Origin of the sequence: Nocardioides islandensis, assembly GCF_015352455.1 — a bacterium.
GTDB lineage: Bacteria > Actinomycetota > Actinomycetes > Propionibacteriales > Nocardioidaceae > Nocardioides > Nocardioides islandensis.
Window position 1 is genome coordinate 112,271 of record NZ_JADKPN010000007.1, and the last position, 15,612, is coordinate 127,882.

At 71.2% G+C, this 15,612-nt stretch carries 15 protein-coding genes; 2 read left to right on the forward strand and 13 right to left on the reverse strand.

All coding sequences use genetic code 11. From position 1 onward, the window contains the following. Positions 1-22 precede the first annotated feature (22 nt). Positions 23-739, reverse strand: a complete 717-nt coding sequence (locus ISU07_RS13055; RefSeq protein WP_194707236.1) for a hypothetical protein — start codon at positions 737-739, stop codon at positions 23-25. Between the two features lie 87 nt (positions 740-826). On the opposite strand from ISU07_RS13055, the gene ISU07_RS13060 reads away from it, so the two are divergent. Next, positions 827-2,512: a DUF885 domain-containing protein gene (locus ISU07_RS13060; protein WP_194707237.1), complete on the forward strand. Its 1,686-nt coding sequence runs from the start codon at positions 827-829 to the stop codon at positions 2,510-2,512. After that, entirely contained in the window at positions 2,509-3,102 is a 594-nt protein-coding gene (locus ISU07_RS13065) for a Maf family protein (protein WP_194707238.1), read from the forward strand. Before ISU07_RS13060 ends, ISU07_RS13065 begins: the two co-directional genes overlap by 4 nt. Here ISU07_RS13065 and ISU07_RS13070 read toward each other — a convergent pair. The 12 genes from ISU07_RS13070 to ISU07_RS13125 form a co-directional block, all read right to left on the reverse strand. Then, positions 3,032-3,604, reverse strand: a complete 573-nt coding sequence (locus ISU07_RS13070) for a GtrA family protein (RefSeq protein ID WP_194707239.1) — start codon at positions 3,602-3,604, stop codon at positions 3,032-3,034. The two genes, ISU07_RS13065 and ISU07_RS13070, sit on opposite strands and share 71 nt — an antisense overlap. 10 nt (positions 3,605-3,614) lie before the next feature. After that, positions 3,615-4,622, reverse strand: coding sequence for a hypothetical protein (locus ISU07_RS13075; RefSeq protein WP_194707240.1), 1,008 nt, complete (start codon positions 4,620-4,622; stop codon positions 3,615-3,617). Continuing rightward, the gene (locus ISU07_RS13080) at positions 4,619-5,119 is read right to left on the reverse strand and encodes a hypothetical protein (protein ID WP_194707241.1); all 501 of its coding nucleotides are present in this window, start codon (positions 5,117-5,119) and stop codon (positions 4,619-4,621) included. Before ISU07_RS13080 ends, ISU07_RS13075 begins: the two co-directional genes overlap by 4 nt. A gap of 15 nt (positions 5,120-5,134) precedes the next feature. After that, the gene (locus tag ISU07_RS13085; RefSeq protein ID WP_194707242.1) at positions 5,135-6,133 is read right to left on the reverse strand and encodes a hypothetical protein; all 999 of its coding nucleotides are present in this window, start codon (positions 6,131-6,133) and stop codon (positions 5,135-5,137) included. Continuing rightward, on the reverse strand, positions 6,130-6,480 hold the full coding sequence (locus ISU07_RS13090; RefSeq protein ID WP_194707243.1) for a hypothetical protein: 351 nt from the start codon (positions 6,478-6,480) through the stop codon (positions 6,130-6,132). Before ISU07_RS13090 ends, ISU07_RS13085 begins: the two co-directional genes overlap by 4 nt. 113 nt (positions 6,481-6,593) lie before the next feature. Then, positions 6,594-7,778: an acyl-CoA dehydrogenase family protein gene (locus ISU07_RS13095; protein ID WP_194707244.1), complete on the reverse strand. Its 1,185-nt coding sequence runs from the start codon at positions 7,776-7,778 to the stop codon at positions 6,594-6,596. A gap of 23 nt (positions 7,779-7,801) precedes the next feature. Next, entirely contained in the window at positions 7,802-8,443 is a 642-nt protein-coding gene (locus ISU07_RS13100; RefSeq protein ID WP_194707245.1) for a class I SAM-dependent methyltransferase, read from the reverse strand. Next, positions 8,440-9,612: an acyl-CoA dehydrogenase family protein gene (locus tag ISU07_RS13105; RefSeq protein WP_194707246.1), complete on the reverse strand. Its 1,173-nt coding sequence runs from the start codon at positions 9,610-9,612 to the stop codon at positions 8,440-8,442. Before ISU07_RS13105 ends, ISU07_RS13100 begins: the two co-directional genes overlap by 4 nt. Further along, positions 9,609-10,709 carry a pyridoxal-phosphate-dependent aminotransferase family protein gene (locus ISU07_RS13110; protein WP_323742588.1) on the reverse strand — a complete coding sequence of 367 codons (1,101 nt, stop codon included), beginning with the start codon at positions 10,707-10,709 and terminating at the stop codon, positions 9,609-9,611. Before ISU07_RS13110 ends, ISU07_RS13105 begins: the two co-directional genes overlap by 4 nt. A gap of 14 nt (positions 10,710-10,723) precedes the next feature. Next, the gene (locus ISU07_RS13115) at positions 10,724-12,082 is read right to left on the reverse strand and encodes an FAD-binding oxidoreductase (protein WP_194707247.1); all 1,359 of its coding nucleotides are present in this window, start codon (positions 12,080-12,082) and stop codon (positions 10,724-10,726) included. Positions 12,083-12,178: 96 nt separating this feature from the next. Further along, positions 12,179-13,390, reverse strand: a complete 1,212-nt coding sequence (locus ISU07_RS13120) for an HNH endonuclease signature motif containing protein (protein ID WP_194707248.1) — start codon at positions 13,388-13,390, stop codon at positions 12,179-12,181. Between the two features lie 374 nt (positions 13,391-13,764). Then, positions 13,765-15,549, reverse strand: coding sequence for a glycosyltransferase (locus ISU07_RS13125; protein ID WP_194707249.1), 1,785 nt, complete (start codon positions 15,547-15,549; stop codon positions 13,765-13,767). Positions 15,550-15,612 lie beyond the last annotated feature (63 nt).

The following is a 15,612-nucleotide window of genomic DNA, read 5'->3' on the forward strand; positions in this document are numbered from 1 at the left end:
CGAATCGCTGCGTCGGGGTCGATCAGGGCTGGTTGTCCACGCTGCTGACGGAGATCGCGGTCAGCCGGCCCTGTGAGATACCGCCGCCTCCGAAGGTCTGGCACTGCCAGACGACCGTTCCGCCGACCGGGAAGGTGGCGACCAGGGAGTTGGTGATGATCTGGCTGGTGTGTGTCGAGACGCCCTGCACGAAGCTCTTGTCGGTGCCGGTGCCCGCCACCAGGTCGCACTCCACGATGTCGGAGTTGTTGGCGGTGTCGATCTGGGCCTTGGCGCTCAGCACGTAGCTGCCGGCGGGCAGGTTCAGGGTCTGCACCGGCGTCATCGTCGAGGGGACCGAGAACCCGGTCTCGAAGTGCCGCGAGTACGCCGGGCCGCCCTGGTTGAGGGTTGCCTTCGCCGCGGCAGACAGCTGGTCGAGCCCCACCTGTCCCGCGCCGAGGTCAGCACCGGCCACCGAGCCGTCCACGATCTTGGCCCCCGTGACCGAGCCGTCGGCGAGCTTCGACCCGGTGACAGCGTGGTCGGCCAGCGTCGTGGAGCGCACCGACAGGTACGCCAGGTCCTTGGTCTTGACCTCGTGGTTCTTGATCGACTTGGAGACGACCGAGTTCTTCGGCGCCAGGGTCGAGGCGGCGTACGCCCCGGTGCTCGTCGCGACGACCAGCGCGAGGACTGAGATGACCAGCGACGGCGAGATGCGTCGGCGGTTCGGGGACGTGTCGCGGGTGTTCGGCATGGAGGTGTCGCCTTTCCGAGGTGGGTGTTCGGCCTTCCTTGTATCACCCCGACGGCGCCCGGGGCGGCCGACTCTAGGGTGAGACGCATGACGAGCGAACGGGCCGTGGACGCCATCGCGGAGCGCTACGTCGAGGAGGCCGCCGCCCTCGACCCGATGATGGCGGCGTACGCCGGCATCGCCGGGCACGACGGGGAGCTGCCCGACCTCTCCCCCGGCGGCTACGAGGAGCGCGTCGAGCTGGACCGGCAGGCGCTGGCCGACGTCCGCGCGGCGACACCGGTCGACGAGCGCGAGCGGGTCGCGCAGGAGGCGTTCGTGGAGCGGCTCGGCCTCAAGGTCGAGCTGTACGACGCGGGGATCGTCACCAGCCAGGTCTCGGTCACCGCCGGGCCGATGCAGAACATGCGCGGGATCCTCGACCTGATGCCGACCGACGGCGAGGAGGCGCAGCGCAACATCAGCGAGCGGCTCGCGGCCGTGCCGCGGGCATTGGCGCAGTACCGGGAGACGCTGCTCGACGCCGCCGACCGCGGCCACGTCTCGGCCGGCCGACAGCTCGAGCAGGTCGACCAGCAGGTACGCCGCTGGACCGGCCAGGCGGGTGCCGGCGACCTGTTCCTCGACCTGGTCGGGTCACTGGACGCCGAGGGCGCCCTCGCCGACGACCTGGAGCGCCACGCCCGGGCCGCCAGCGCGGCGTTCGCCGAGTTCGGCCGGTTCCTCGGCGCCGAGCTCGCGCCGCGCGGGCGGGAGCGGGAGGCGGTCGGCCGCGACACGTACGCACTGTGCAACCGCTTCTTCCTGGGCGCGACCGTCGACCTCGACGAGACCTACGCGTGGGGCTGGGAAGAGCTCAAGCGGCTCGACGACGAGAAGCGGGAGACCGCCGACCGCATCAAGCCCGGCAGCACCGTGCGCGAGGCCGTCGAGGTGCTCGACACCGACCCGACGCGGCTGGTGCACGGCGGCGAGAGCTTCCGGCGGTGGATGCAGGAGCTCTCGGACCGCACCGTCGCGGAGATGGCCGACGTGCACTTCGACATCCCGGAGCCGGTCCGGCGCCTCGAGTGCCGCCTCGCACCGACCCACGACGGCGGCATCTACTACACCGGCCCGTCGGAGGACTTCAGCCGGCCGGGGAGGATGTGGTGGTCGGTGCCCGAGGGCATCGAGGACTTCGCCACCTGGCGCGAGACGACCACCGTCTTCCACGAGGGCGTGCCGGGCCACCACCTCCAGGGCGCGCAGACGATGTACCGCGCCGACATCCTCAACCGCTGGCAGCGCCAGTGCTGCTGGGTCAGTGGGCACGGCGAGGGCTGGGCGCTGTACGCCGAGCGGCTGATGGACGACCTCGGCTACCTGGCCGACCCCGGCGACTACATGGGCATGCTCGACGGCCAGTCGATGCGGGCCGCGCGGGTCGTCGTCGACATCGGCATGCACCTCGAGCTGGAGATCCCGAAGGACAACCCGTTCGGGTTCCACCCCGGCGAGACCTGGACGCCGGCCCTGGGGCTGGACTTCATGCGCGCCCACTGCCTGATGGAGGACGAGTACATCCAGTACGAAGTGCTCCGCTACCTCGGCTGGCCGGGCCAGGCGCCGTCGTACAAGGTGGGCGAGCGGATCTGGCTCGAGTGCCGCGAGGACGTACGGCGGGCCCAGGGCGACGCCTTCGACCTCAAGGCCTTCCACCGGGCGGCGCTGGACCTCGGCTCGCTCGGCCTCGACCCGTTCCGGGCGGCGATCAGCCGCATCCGCTGGTGACCACGCTCGTCCTGGCCTCACAGTCGCCCGCCCGGCTGGCCACCCTGAGATCGGCGGGGGTCGAGCCGGTGGTCATCGTGTCCGGGGTCGACGAGTCGCAGGTCACCGACGCACCCCCCGCCGAGCTGGCCCTGCAGCTGGCCGAGCTGAAGTGCGCAGCGGTGGCCGGCCGGCCGGAGGTGCCGCACGACGCGCTCGTGCTCGGGTGCGACTCGGTGCTGGAGCTGGACGGCCGGTCCCTCGGCAAGCCGGAGGACGCCGATGACGCACGGTCGCGCTGGCGTTCGATGCGAGGGCGCTCCGGCATCCTGCACACGGGTCACGCGCTGCGAGACGGCCACCGCGTCGCGGCGGCGACCGCGTCGACCGTCGTGCACTTCGCGGACCTCACCGACGAGGAGATCGACGCCTACGTCGCCACCGGAGAGCCCCTGAACGTCGCGGGCGCGTTCACCGTCGACGGCTTGGGCGGCGCCTTCGTCACCGGCATCGAGGGCGACCACCACAACGTGGTGGGGCTCAGCCTGCCGCTGCTCCGGGACCTCCTGGCTGAGCTCGGCCACCCGTGGACGTCCCTGTGGCGTCGCTAGCCGTCCCGTCTGCCGTCGCGTCGGTCTCGTTGCCGGCCCAGGGCCGGAACGGGTCGAGGTGCGCCGGCCGCGGGAACACGTAGGTGCGGAACAGGTAGAACCGCGCCACCTGACCGAGCAGCTGGCCGATCACGACGCCGGAGAGGTTGTCGGCGAGCGGGTCGTCCAGCCCGAGCACGTTGCGGCTGAACCACAGGCACGCCATCGGGATGATCATGGTCACGGTGTTGATGACGAAGTACGCCGTGCGGCCGCCGTCGGCGTGCTGCGGCGGACGGTGCTTGAAGGTCCACTGCCGGCTCAGCCGATAGCTGATCAGCATGCCCACGAAGTTCGCGATCACGAACGCCGTCACCGGGTGCCCCGGCAGCCACGGGTCGTTGGTGACGTAGAAGCCGTGGACGAGGAAGTTGAAGATCAAGAAGGCGACGAAGGTCGCGATGCCGCCGACGGCCGCGAAGCGGCCGATCTCGGTCAGCAGGCGGTGCCAGCCATCTCCCACGGTGCAGAGGCTATCCGTCGCCCAGCGCGACTTCCTGCTGGACCGTCTCCTGCCGTGTCGAGGGGCCGGGTCCGGACTTCTTCTCCAGCACGAGGTCGAGCGTGATGTCGAGGGTGTCGGCGCCGGTGCCGCCGTCGAAGACCCAGGTCCCCCGGACAGCGCTGGGCAGTGGCTCGCTGTCGCCCGAGCGCTCGTCGACCTCCACCGCGTCGGCGCCGTTCACGGTGATGCGGTGCCGCACGGACTGCACGTCGTACGAGGTCGCGCCCACCCGCACGCCGGAGATCGTGATGTCGATGCCGAGCAGCAGCCACGTGTCGCCGTCCGCCGCCCACCCGTGACCCGGTAGGTACGGCGTGCGCACCGGCGCGTCGACCACGCACGAGACGTCCGGGACGACGTCGCCGTGCGCGAAGCCTTCCTGCGTGCAGGGCGCCTCGACGCCCACCGTCCGGTCGGCGTACAGCGGCGCGGCGGCACCGGCAGCGCGGTCGCCGGTGGCCGGGTCGACGGTCTGGGTCAGCCCGTCATAGCTGACCTCGAACGTCGCGGACCTCCCGTCGCCGTCGACCGCGACGTACATCGTGCCGACGCCGGTGTCGGTCGTGCCCTGGTCGCCGGCGAGCCGGTACGGCGCGCCGAGGTCGGCCCGGGTGTCGCCGGACACGAGCACGACGTCGGCCTCCTGCGGGTCCGCGCCGATGACGCCGATCGGGACACCGCCCTCGCCGAACGGGTCGTGCGACCAGGTGACGGGGACGAACGCGCCACCGTCGGGAGCGGAGTGCTTCTTCCCGTCGCCCGCCTGGTCGGCGGTGACCTCGTCGACGGGCGCGCCGACGGTGAGGTCGATGCGACCGGTCGGGAGCAGGACGAACGCCGCGTCGCCCTGCACCTTGTCCGAGAGGTGCCCGACGACCACGTCGCCGCCGTCCGCGCTGCTGGCTTCGTCGCCGCACGCCGTGAGGCCGGCCCCCACGAGGAGGCCGGCCAGCACGGTGCTCGTCAGGCGGTTCATGCCCCGGCGTAGACCTCGCGCTTGAGCTCCTTGACCTCCGCGAACTGCTGCTCGACGAGCTGGGTGGCGGCGCTGGACACCGCGCCGCAGAACGCCTGCTCGTCCAGCTTCTTCTGCACGTCGCGGTCCAGGTCGACGGCCCAGGACTCCATGCCGACCGCGCTGATCCGCACGGCACCACCGGCCGCCTCGCCCTCGACCACCAGGCCGGAGCGCGCGCGGACGTACTGCTCGTCGCGGGGGCTCGTCGGCGGCGACTCCCTGGTGAACGTCTGCCCGAAGTCGCGGCTGCGGGCCACGTAGTAGGCCTTCATCCGGGCCACGAAGAGCAGCTTGGCCAGGCGCGTGAGCTGACGCTCGAGGTCGGCGACGGACGCCCACTCGTAGTAGCCGGCCGCCAACGAGAACCGCACGTGCGTGCGGCCCGAGATCGTCGCGAAGGCCTTCTCGTCGGGGGTCGCGGCGGACGCCTGCAGATCCGCGAGCGCTGTCGTCATGGTCGCTCCACCCTCTCAGTCGTTGTCCGGGCGGCCGACGTCCGGGTTGTGCGTGCCCTGGTCGGCGAGCGTGGGCCGCGGTGCCACGAAGTCCGTCGTGTACGACGACACGACACCACTGCTGTTGGACATCGCGTCGACGATCTTCTGCTCGGCCTTCTGGACGGCCTCCTTGAGGTCGTTGATGCCCTGCTTGGCCTTGTCGATGACGCCCTCGACGGACTCGGCGGAGTAGTCGTTCTTCGGCTCGTCCTCGATCTGGCCGGCGAAGGTGTTGGCCACGTCGATGCCGGAGGCGACCGCGCCCAGGGCGATCGCGGCGCTCGTGCCACCGGTCAGCGGGAGGGCCGCGATGGCCACCACCGCGCCGACCACCGAGAGGCCGATCTCCCAGTCGTTCTTGCCGCAGTCGTCGTAGTGGTCGAGCGCCGAGCTCACCTTGTGGGCGATGTCGTCGATGTTGAGGCGGGCCCGCTTCCAGAGCTCCTTCTCGGCGTTCAGCGCGTTCATCAGGATCGAGCCGACGATGAACTGGTTATGCGTCCGGTCCTTGAACGGGATGATGAAGTTGTCGTTGAACGCCTGGGCCGCCAGGCCGTCCCACTCGTCGATGGTGTTGCCGGCCACGGTCATGGCCGACAGCTCGGTGTTCACCGGGTGCGGGTCGCCCTGGATCGGGTCGGTGAACGCCTCGGTGCACAGGGCGTTCATGCACGTGGTGACCTGCCCCATCGGTCCGTCGAAGTCGCCGGGGTCCGGCAGCACGAGGAAGTCGTTGAACAGCGAGTGGATCTCGTTGAACTTCATCTCCGCGTCCCAGACGTGCTGCTTGAGCTGGTCCTCGGTCATGTACGACGAGGACTGGCCGCCGCCGTACGACGCGCCGCCGTACGGGTCGGGGGGCGGGTAGAACATCCCGTCCTGCTTGTAGATCTGGAACTCGTCGAAGAGGTACTTCTCGACGGCCTTGTCGTAGATCTCCTGCGCGTGGAACCCGAGTTCCTCGAAGCTCATTGCACGTGTCCGATCTCCCGCTTGCGGCGCTCGAACTCGGCCTGCGCCTCGGCGTCGGTCTGGGCGTAGTGGTTGGCCGCGTAGACCAGGGCCGCGCCGGTGTCCATCAGGTTGCCGGCCGTCGTCGAGAGGTGGCCGGACAGCACGTCGGCCAGCGACTCCCAGGCCGACGAGGCGCCGTACGAGCCGCCGGCGCCGACGGGACCGCTGCGGTACATGATCCCGGTGATGGAGGTGGGCAGGGCGTTGGCAGCCTTGGTGAACTCACCGGCCACCTTCGGCAGCTGGTTCTGCCCGGCGTCCCACAGCTCGGCAAGGTCGACGCCGAGATCGTGTCCTGTCGACATGGCTCTCCTCGAGATGGTTGCTCTTCGCGACAGTCGGGTTCCTCCCCGGGAGCGTCGCGCGCCAAACCTTCGTCGAAGACCCAGATCCCTTGTCTTCCAAGGATCTGAAGTGCCTACTCGACGGGTAGGCCCAGGCCACGGGCGATGAGCATCCGCTGCACCTCCGAGGTGCCCTCGCCGATCTCGAGCACCTTCGCGTCGCGGTAGAACCGGACGACGGGGTACTCCTCCATGAAGCCGTAGCCGCCGAAGACCTGCGTGGCGATGCGGGTGGCGGTCACCGCGGACTCCGTCGCGTGGAGCTTGGCGATCGAGGCGGCCTGCTTGAAGGCCTTCGCGTCCGCCCGACCGTTCGACATGGCGTCCTTCATGGCCGCGGCCTTGTAGGTCAGCAGCCGCGACGTCTCGGCCATCACCTGGAGGTCGGCGATCTGGAACGCCACCCCCTGCTTGCGGCCGATCGGGCCGCCCATGGTCTGCCGCTCGCCGGCGTACGCGAGCGAGAGGTCGAGGCAGGCCTGGATGCAGCCGACCGCGAGTGCCGCGATGGCGACGCGACCGTCGTCGAGCGTGGCCAGGAACTGGGCGTAGCCGCGGCCGCGGTCACCCAGCAGGTTGCCCTCCGGGACGCGGCAGTCGGTGAAGGACAGGCCGTGGGTGTCGGAGGCGTGCCAGCCGAGCTTGTCGTACGCCGGCTCGACGGTGAACCCGTCGGTCCCGGACGGGACGACGATCGCGGAGATCTCGGGGCGCCCGTCCTCGCGCTCGCCGGTGCGCGCGGTGACGGTGACCAGCGAGGTGATGTCGGAGCCGGAGTTGGTGATGAACGCCTTGGCGCCGTCGACGACCCACTCGCCGCCGTCGAGGACGGCCTTGGTCCGGGTGGCACCCGCGTCGGACCCGGCACCGGGCTCGGTGAGGCCGAAGCCGGCGAGCGTCCGGCCGCTGACGAGGTCGGGCAGCCACTGGTCCTTCTGCTCCTGGGAGCCGAAGGTGAGGATCGGGTTGATGCCGAGGCCGACCGCGGCCTCGAGGGTGATGCCCATCGACTGGTCGACGCGGCCGATCTCCTCGATCGCCACGCAGAGGCTGGTGAAGTCGCCGTCCTCGCCGGCCCCGCCGTACTCCTCCGGAGCGGTCAGGCCCATCAGCCCGAGCCCGCCCATCTTCTGGACGACATCGGCCGGGAAGTGGTGGTCCTTGTCCCACTTCGCCGCGTGCGGCGCGATCTCCGCCTCCGCGAACTCGCGGACGCTGCGGCGGAACTCCTCGTGCTCGCGGGACAGCTCGAACGTCATGTCTCGCATGCTAGTCGCTCAGGTTAATGATCGCTAACCAATGTCCACACCGCGAAGTCGTCGTCCGGACCGGGCGGCCGGAGGTCGAACGTCGCGAACCGCGACTCGACGACGAGCCCGGCGGCGACGGCGTCGCCGACGAACTCGTCCGCGGGGTAGACCCTCGACCGCGGCGGCGAGCCGACCAGCGAGAAGCCGACGAGCACCCGCCCGCCGGGCGCCAGCAGGTGGCGGAACGCGGCCAGCACGGTGCGCTCGGAGCCCTCGGCGAGCAGCACCATCACGTTGCCGACGCAGACGACGAGGTGGTAGGTCGCCGGCATGCCGTGCGCGCTCATGAACGCCCTGTCGAGCTGCTCGAGCCGGGCCTGGGTCACGGGGAGGTCGGGGTACGTCGCGCGCGACTGCTCGACCAGGCCGGCGTCCAGGTCCACGCCGTACGCGTCGTGCCCGCGCGCCCGGAGCGCCGCCCCGATCCGGCCCATGCCCGAGCCGGCGTCGAGGATCCGCGCGCCCCGCGGGGCGAGCGCGTCGGCCAGCCGGGCTTCGCCCTCGACGTCGGAACCCGAGGCGATCAGCTCGGCGAAGTGACGGCCGTAGCCGCGACCGACGTCGGTCGGGCCCTCCCACCGCGTGGGTGGGAGCCCCGACGATGAACCAGTCACCGGAACGCGCTCTCGCCGGTCAGGGCCTGACCGATGACGAGCTGGTGGACCTCGGACGTGCCCTCGTAGGTCAGCACGGACTCGAGGTTGTTGGCGTGCCGCAGCACCGGGTGCTCCAGCGTGATGCCCGCGGCACCCAGGATCGTCCGGCACTCCCGGGCGATCGCGATCGCCTCGCGCACGTTGTTGAGCTTGCCGATGCTGACCTGGGTCGACGTGATCCGGCCGGCGTCCTTGAGACGTCCGAGGTGCAGGGCGAGCAGCATCGCCTTGCCGAGCTCGACGGTCATGTCGGCGAGCTTGGCCTGGGTGAGCTGGAACGACGCGAGCTTGCGGCCGAAGAGGTCCCGCTCGCCGGCGTACCTGAGGGCGGTCTCGAGGCAGTCCCGGGCCGACCCCAGCGAGCCGAAGATGATCCCGAAGCGCGCCTCGGTCAGACAGGACAACGGGCCGCGCAGGCCGGTGACATCGGGCAGCACCGCGTCGGCGGGGAGGCGCACGTCGTCCAGGACGAGCTCGCTGGTGACGCTCGCACGCAGGGAGAGCTTGCGCTTGATCTCCGGCGCGGAGAACCCGTCGCTGTCGGTCGGGACCACGAAGCCGCGGATGCCTTCCTCGGTCTGCGCCCAGACAACCGCGACGTCCGCGATCGAGCCGTTGGTGATCCACATCTTCGAGCCGTTGAGGACCCAGTCCGTGCCGTCCTGCTTCGCACGGGTGCGCATGGACGCGGGGTCGGAGCCGGCGTCGGGCTCGGTGAGGCCGAAGCAGCCGATCGCCTCGCCGGCCGCCATCCTGGGCAGCCACTCCTGCTTCTGCTCCTCGGAGCCGTGCTTCCAGATCGCGAACATCGCCAGGGATCCCTGCACCGAGACCAGCGAGCGGATGCCGGCGTCGGCTGCCTCGAGCTCGAGGCAGGCCAGGCCGTACGCCGTCGCGCTGGTGCCCGCGCAGCCGTAGCCCTCGAGGTGCATGCCCAGCAGGCCGACCTTGCCCAGCTCGAGCGCGAGGTCGCGGGCGGGGAGCTTCGCCTCGTCGTACCACTGCGCGAGGTGCGGACGGACCTGCGCGTCCATCAGCTCGCGCACCGTGCGTTGGATGGCGTGCTCCTCCTCGCCGACCTGGTCGTCGAGGTCGAAGAGGTCCAGCGGGTTCGTGGTCGGGCTCATGCCTTGATCGCCTCCTCGAGCGCGGCCAGGACCAGGAGCGCGGCGTCGGGCCGGGCGTTGTGGCCCATCAGGCCGATGCGCCAGACCGTGGCGGCGTACTGGCCGACGCCGGCCCCGATCTCGATGCCGTGCCTCTCCAGCAGCCGGCCGCGGACGGCGGCGGAGTCCACGCCGTCGGGCACCTTGACCGTGGTCAGCTCGGGAAGCCGGCTGCCCTCCTGCGCGAAGAGCTCGAGGCCCATGCTCTGCAGGCCGTCCTGGAGCTGCTTGCCGACGGCCTCGTGGCGCGCCCAGACGTTCTCGAGACCCTCCTCGACGATGCGGGTCAGGCCGGCGTGCAGGCTGACGACCATCGCGACGGGGGCCGTGTGGTGGTAGGTCCGGCCGCCGCCCGTGGCGCCTCGACTGCTTGCCTCGCCGACGTACCCGCCGAGCAGGCCGAGGTCGAGGTACCAGCTGCGGGGCTTCTCGACGCGGCGCGCGAACGCGCGGTCGTTGATCGTGAACGGCGCCAGTCCGGGCGCGACGCCCAGGCACTTCTGGGTGCCGGCGTACCCGACGTCGATGCCCCAGTCGTCGGCGCGCAGCTCGATGCCGGCGAGGCTCGTGACGGCGTCGGTCACCAGCAGGGCGTCGCCCTTGGCGGCGCCGAGGGCGGCGATGTCGGAGCGGACACCGGTGGACGTCTCGGCGTGCACCGCGGCGTACATGGTCGGGTGCGGGTGCGCGTCGAGCATCCGCTGGACGTCGACCGGCGTGCCCCACTCGTGCTCGACGGCAACCACCTCGGCGCCGCAGCGCGCGGCGACGTCGCACATCCGCTGGCCGAACAGGCCGTTCACGCCGACCACCACCACGTCGCCCTCGTGGACGGTGTTCACGAACGCCGCCTCCATGCCGGCGCTGCCGGTCGCGCTGATCGGGAGGGTGCGCGCGTTGGTGGTGCCCCACGCCTGGCGGAGCAGCTCGCAGGTCTCGTCCATGATCCGGAGGAACTCGGGGTCGAGGTGCCCGAGCAGCGGGCGGCTGAGCGCGTCGGTCGCCTCGGGGTACGGATTGGACGGGCCGGGGCCGAAGAGGTGGCGCTCGAAGATCACGGGGCCGACGCTACTCAGAAGCCCGCTCCCGGGTTGAGGATGCCCTGGGGGTCGAGGGCGTCCTTGACGCGCCGCGTCAGCGCCATCACGTCGGGGCCGAGCTGGTCCGGGAGGGCGCCGCGCTTGGCGCGGCCGACGCCGTGCTCGCCGGTGATGGTGCCGCCGAGGGCGATCGCGGCCGCCATCACCTCGTCGAACGCCTGCCGCGCGCGCTTCTCCGAGTCGGGGTCGCCGGCGTCGTACACGATGTTCGGGTGGGTGTTGCCGTCGCCGGCGTGCGCGACGACGGGGATCTCGACGTCGTGCTTCGCGGCGATGGCGCCGATGGCGTCGAGGAGGTCGGGCAGCAGGGGCACGGGCGCGCCGACGTCCTCCAGCAGCAGGGAGCCGCGCCGTTCGAGGGCCGGGAACGACGCCCGCCGGGCCTGCACGAACATCTCTCCCTCGTCGGCGTCGTCGGTCACGAACACCTCGGCGCCCTGCGCCTCGCAGGCCGCCCGCATCGTCTCCATCTCGGCGGTGCGCGCCGCAGCGGGTGCGTCGGACTGCGCGATCAGGAGCGCGCCGGCCGCCCGGTCTAGGCCCATCGGCTGGTAGTCCTCGACGGCGTTGATGCTCGGGCGGTCCATCAGCTCGAGCATCGAGGGGCGCATGGTCGAGCGCATGGTGACGACGGCGTCGGCGGCGGCGCGGACCGTGGCGAAGGTGGCCACGAGCGTCGACCGCGCGCCCTGCTGGGGCACGAGCCTGAGGATGGCCCGCGTCACGATGCCGAGGGTGCCCTCGCTGCCGACGAAGAGCTTGAGCAGCGGCAGACCGGCGACGTCCTTGATCCGCTTGCCGCCGAGGGTGATGAGCGTGCCGTCCGCGAGGACCACGTCGAGGCCGAGCACGTAGTCGGTGGTGACGCCGTACTTCACGCAGCACAGGCCCCCGGCGTTCGTGGCCACGTTGCCGCCGATCGAGCAGATCTGGAACGAGCTCGGGTCGGGCGGGTACCAGAGACCGTGCTCGGCCGCCGCCGCCTTCACCTCGGCGTTGAAGGCCCCGGGTTCGGCGATCGCCACCTGGCACGCCGTGTCGATCTCGACCGCGTTCATCCGCTCCAGGCTGAGCACGATGCCGCCGTCGACGGCCGTCGACCCGCCCGACAGCCCGCTCCCGGCACCCCTGGGCACGACCGGTACGTCGTGGGCTGCGGCCCACCTGATCGTGGTCTGCACCTGCCCGGCGTCCTCCGCCCGCACCACCGCGAGCGGCTTGCCGGCGGTCTGGTCACGCGACCAGTCGAAGCGGTACTTCTCCATCCCGTCCGGGTCGGTCAGGACGACGCCGTCCGGGAGGGCGGCCACCAGCTCGTCGACGGACGTCATGGGGCCATGGAACCACCCCACCTCCCTATGGCCAGGCGTGGCGCTCGAGCGTGATCGGGGACGACCTGGAGCTCGTGAGGTGACGGGACCGCGTCGTCACGTCCGCCGGTGGAAGGTGGTGCTGCCGTTGGGGTGGTGGTGGGTCTGCCAGGCGGGGTCGTGGGCGCGGTGGTGGTGGAAGGGGCAGAGGAGCTTGCCGTGGGCGAGGTTCGTCTTGCCGCCTTGGGACCAGGGCTGCTGGTGGTGGTGGGCTTCGCACCAGGCGGCGGGGATGGTGCAGCCCTCGGCGGTGCATCCTCGGTCGCGGAGCGCCATGGCCTTGCGTTGCGGGCCGGTGAAGAGGCGTTTGCTGCGGCCGAGGTCGAGGATCTCGCCCTTCCCGCCCAGAACGACGGGGATGATGCCGGCTTGGCAGGCCAGGCGTCGGGTCTGGTCGGCGGTGAGCCGGTCCCCGGTAGAGGTCCCGGCAATGCCGACTCCTTCTCGGAGCTGGTCGAGGGTGGTCATCACCGTCACGCTGGTGGCGGTCCCGCCGTGCTTGGGCAGGGCGTTGGCCGGGAGGTTCTCCAGCAGGGCGCAGAACGCCTCACCACGGCGCCGGGGTGCGGGGAGCTGCTCAACGTCATCCCCGAGGGGTCCGCGGCGGGGTGAGGTGTAGGACTCCAGGTAGGTCCGTAGCCGGTTCAGCACGGGCATCGGGATCCGGGCGTGGAGGTCTCCCGAACCGTCGCCACGGTCACGGAAGGTGAGCCGGGTGACGGCGCGGGCCCTCCGGTCCTCGGCCAGGAGTCGCTGGTACTCCGCTTCGTCGGCGTCCTCGGGGGCGATCACCTCCAGCAGCCTGGCCCCGAGACGTCGGAGCTCGGGTGGTCCGAAGTGGGCGGCCTCGCCGATCAGGTAGGCCTCGCCCTTCTCGCGGAGCTCGGGGTCCAGGTTCTTCGGGAGCCGTGCGAGGGCGTCGACGATCTCCCGCGCCTGGGCCACGTTGACCGCACCTTCACCCATCGCGGCCGTGATCGCCTCGCCACCGATGCGGGCGAGCTTGTCGCGGACCCGGATCTGTCCGATGCCGTCGTGGGTCTCGGCGGCGAGCCAGTGGGCGGTGGACCGGGCTCCGGTCTCGACCGCGATGTCCTCGGCGACGGCCAGGGCGCGGACTCGGGCGGCTTCGGCTCGGGCGATGACCCGGGAGAGGTCGGTCAGGAGATTCTTCTTCTCACCGGTGGTGAGGTAGGTCGGGTCCACGCCGGCGAGGTCGTCGAGGGCGGCGTTGATCGCCGCGATCGGGGTCTCGGACCGGCTGGACATGTGTCAATCCAAGCACCGACCACCGACACTGAAACGGCCAGAAAGCCCTTGTCCACAACGGATTCCGAGAATCTGGCCAACGATCTTCGGGAGGTTGTTTCGGGCGGCGACCACAGCGGTCGACCATCGGCGGGCCTGCCAGCGGGCACGGTCTTCAGCTGGCCACCGCCACCACCTACGGCGACCGGCCACCCTTGTTCGTTCTTCACCACCGCAACCCACACGGACCGTGAGCCGAGGTCTCGTGACGGGACTTCGTCCCTCCTCGACCAGCGGGGCCGCCGGGTCTCGTGACGGGACTTCGTCCCTCCTCGACCAGCGGGGCCGCGTGGTCTCGTGACGTCGTCCCTCCTCGACCAACGGAAGGCGACGGGCTACCGGAGCTCGACGCCGTACTCCTGGCGGACGACGGTGGCGATGGCGTCGTGGAGGTCGAAGCGACGTTCCTCGAGGAGGATGCGCTTCACGAAGGGGAAGCCGGCGGCGAGCATGGCGGCGTACCCCTCGAACGTGGGGTTGGCGGAGTGCACGAGGCTCAGGGACTCCTGGGTCCAGCCGACCTCGTGGGTGAGGCCCGCACTGCGCATCAGGGCGCTGAGGCCGAACTCGTAGGTCTGGATCACCGCGCGCTTGCTGTCCTGCGCACGTACCCCGGCGAAGAAGGCCGCGAGCGGATCACGCGCCAGTACGCCGTCGCGGAACGCGAGCAGGTAGCTCTGGAGGTGCTCCTGCGGGAAGTGGTTCGCCGTGGCCGCCCAGACGTCCGCCTCCGACGCCTCGATGCGGGCGAGCAGGTCGTCGAGTGGCCCGTAGGGTCCGGCGAGGGAGTCGTTGGTCAGGATCACCAGGCGCTTGGACGCGATCTGCGGGTACGCCGTGAGGGCGGCGCCCCAGGAACCGAAGTCGTAGCCGACGTTCGGCCGCCGCACGACCGCCACGCCGTCGGGGAGGTCCTCCAGCTCCCGGGGCATCCGCGACCACGCGTCGCGAGCGCACACCACGAGCGCCGGCACGCCCGCGGCCGCCCAGGCCGCGGCACCCGACAGCGCCTCGGGACGCGGATGACCGCTGCGTGAGTACTCCGCCAGCACCACCACCCGGTCACCGCCCAGCACCGCGTCGAGCGACCCCGCGACCAGCACCGGCTCCGGCGAGCTGGCCGTGTTGAAGCTGCGCTGCAGGCCCCAGTACCGCCGGACCGCGTCGCGCTTGGTGTCGCGGGCCCGGCGTCGCACGGCCGACTCCTGCCACCGCTGCCGCCAGCCCTGCTCGAGCGCCTGCACCTTGTCGGTCAGGGTCGCGCCGTCGTCCTGCGCCCGTTCGTGCGTCCCTCGCGACCGCCAGGCCCACGCCTCCGCGGCCTTCGTCAGCTCACCCGGGTGCGCGGCCCAGAGCCGGACCAGGCGTCCGACCTGCCGCGCCCGTGCGCGCACCAGCCCGGTGCCGCGGATGTCCGCGTCGTAGGTGAGGTCGACCCGGAACCGCTCGGCCACGACGCCGGGCGCGATGCGCGGTCCGTTGACGATGTTGGAGACGTTGAGGTCGTGCACGACCTGCATCCACATGACCGGCGCCCGTACCTCGCGGATGGGGCCCTTCGCCCGGGCGCGGGCGTGCTTGGCGACGTACACCGTGTCCGGCGGCCGTCCCGCCTCGCGCCGCTCGACCAGGCTGATGAACGGGTTGGACAGCTGGTCACTCAGGTACACCGCCCCGGACCGGTCCACCTGGATGCCGCGGGTGAGGTTGACGAACAACCGCTCCTGGTGCGCGAACTGCGCCTGCACCGTCTCCATGAAGTCCACGGCCATCGCGTCGTCGGAGTCGATGCGGGTGGTGATCAGGTACGGCGCGTGGGTCACGGCGGCCACGGGCTCGGCGAACGAGTCGCGGCGGAAGGTCTCGTGGGTCCAGACGGGGGTGAACACGTCCTCGGCCAGGTACTCGATGTCGGCCCGGAACTCGGCGCTGCAGCGGTCGTCGAACAGCACCAGCCACTGGAAGTCACGCGTGGTCTGGGAGACGACTGAGGCGTAGGTGACCTGGTCGAAGAACGCCAGCCGGTACCGCAGCCACTCCTCGCCCGCCGGCTCTGCCTCCGGCGCCATCACGGCGCTGAACCGCGTGAGGAGGACGTGGTCGAACGCGGGCTCCGGCACGTGCGCAGTCCAGCACATGCAGCAGCGCCCCGGGTACGACATCTGGCGACGTCGTACTCGGGG

Excerpts from the sequence above, each read along its gene's own strand:
- ISU07_RS13095 (WP_194707244.1), bottom strand. The coding sequence starts at position 7,778 with ATGACGTTCGAGCTGTCCCGCGAGCACGAGGAGTTCCGCCGCAGCGTC.
- ISU07_RS13080 (WP_194707241.1), bottom strand. The coding sequence starts at position 5,119 with ATGACGACAGCGCTCGCGGATCTGCAGGCGTCCGCCGCGACCCCCGAC.
- ISU07_RS13090 (WP_194707243.1), bottom strand. The coding sequence starts at position 6,480 with ATGTCGACAGGACACGATCTCGGCGTCGACCTTGCCGAGCTGTGGGAC.
- ISU07_RS13120 (WP_194707248.1), bottom strand. The coding sequence starts at position 13,390 with ATGTCCAGCCGGTCCGAGACCCCGATCGCGGCGATCAACGCCGCCCTC.
- ISU07_RS13085 (WP_194707242.1), bottom strand. The coding sequence starts at position 6,133 with ATGAGCTTCGAGGAACTCGGGTTCCACGCGCAGGAGATCTACGACAAG.
- ISU07_RS13115 (WP_194707247.1), bottom strand. The coding sequence starts at position 12,082 with ATGACGTCCGTCGACGAGCTGGTGGCCGCCCTCCCGGACGGCGTCGTC.
- ISU07_RS13075 (WP_194707240.1), bottom strand. The coding sequence starts at position 4,622 with ATGAACCGCCTGACGAGCACCGTGCTGGCCGGCCTCCTCGTGGGGGCC.
- ISU07_RS13105 (WP_194707246.1), bottom strand. The coding sequence starts at position 9,612 with ATGAGCCCGACCACGAACCCGCTGGACCTCTTCGACCTCGACGACCAG.
- ISU07_RS13055 (WP_194707236.1), bottom strand. The coding sequence starts at position 739 with ATGCCGAACACCCGCGACACGTCCCCGAACCGCCGACGCATCTCGCCG.
- ISU07_RS13060 (WP_194707237.1), top strand. The coding sequence starts at position 827 with ATGACGAGCGAACGGGCCGTGGACGCCATCGCGGAGCGCTACGTCGAG.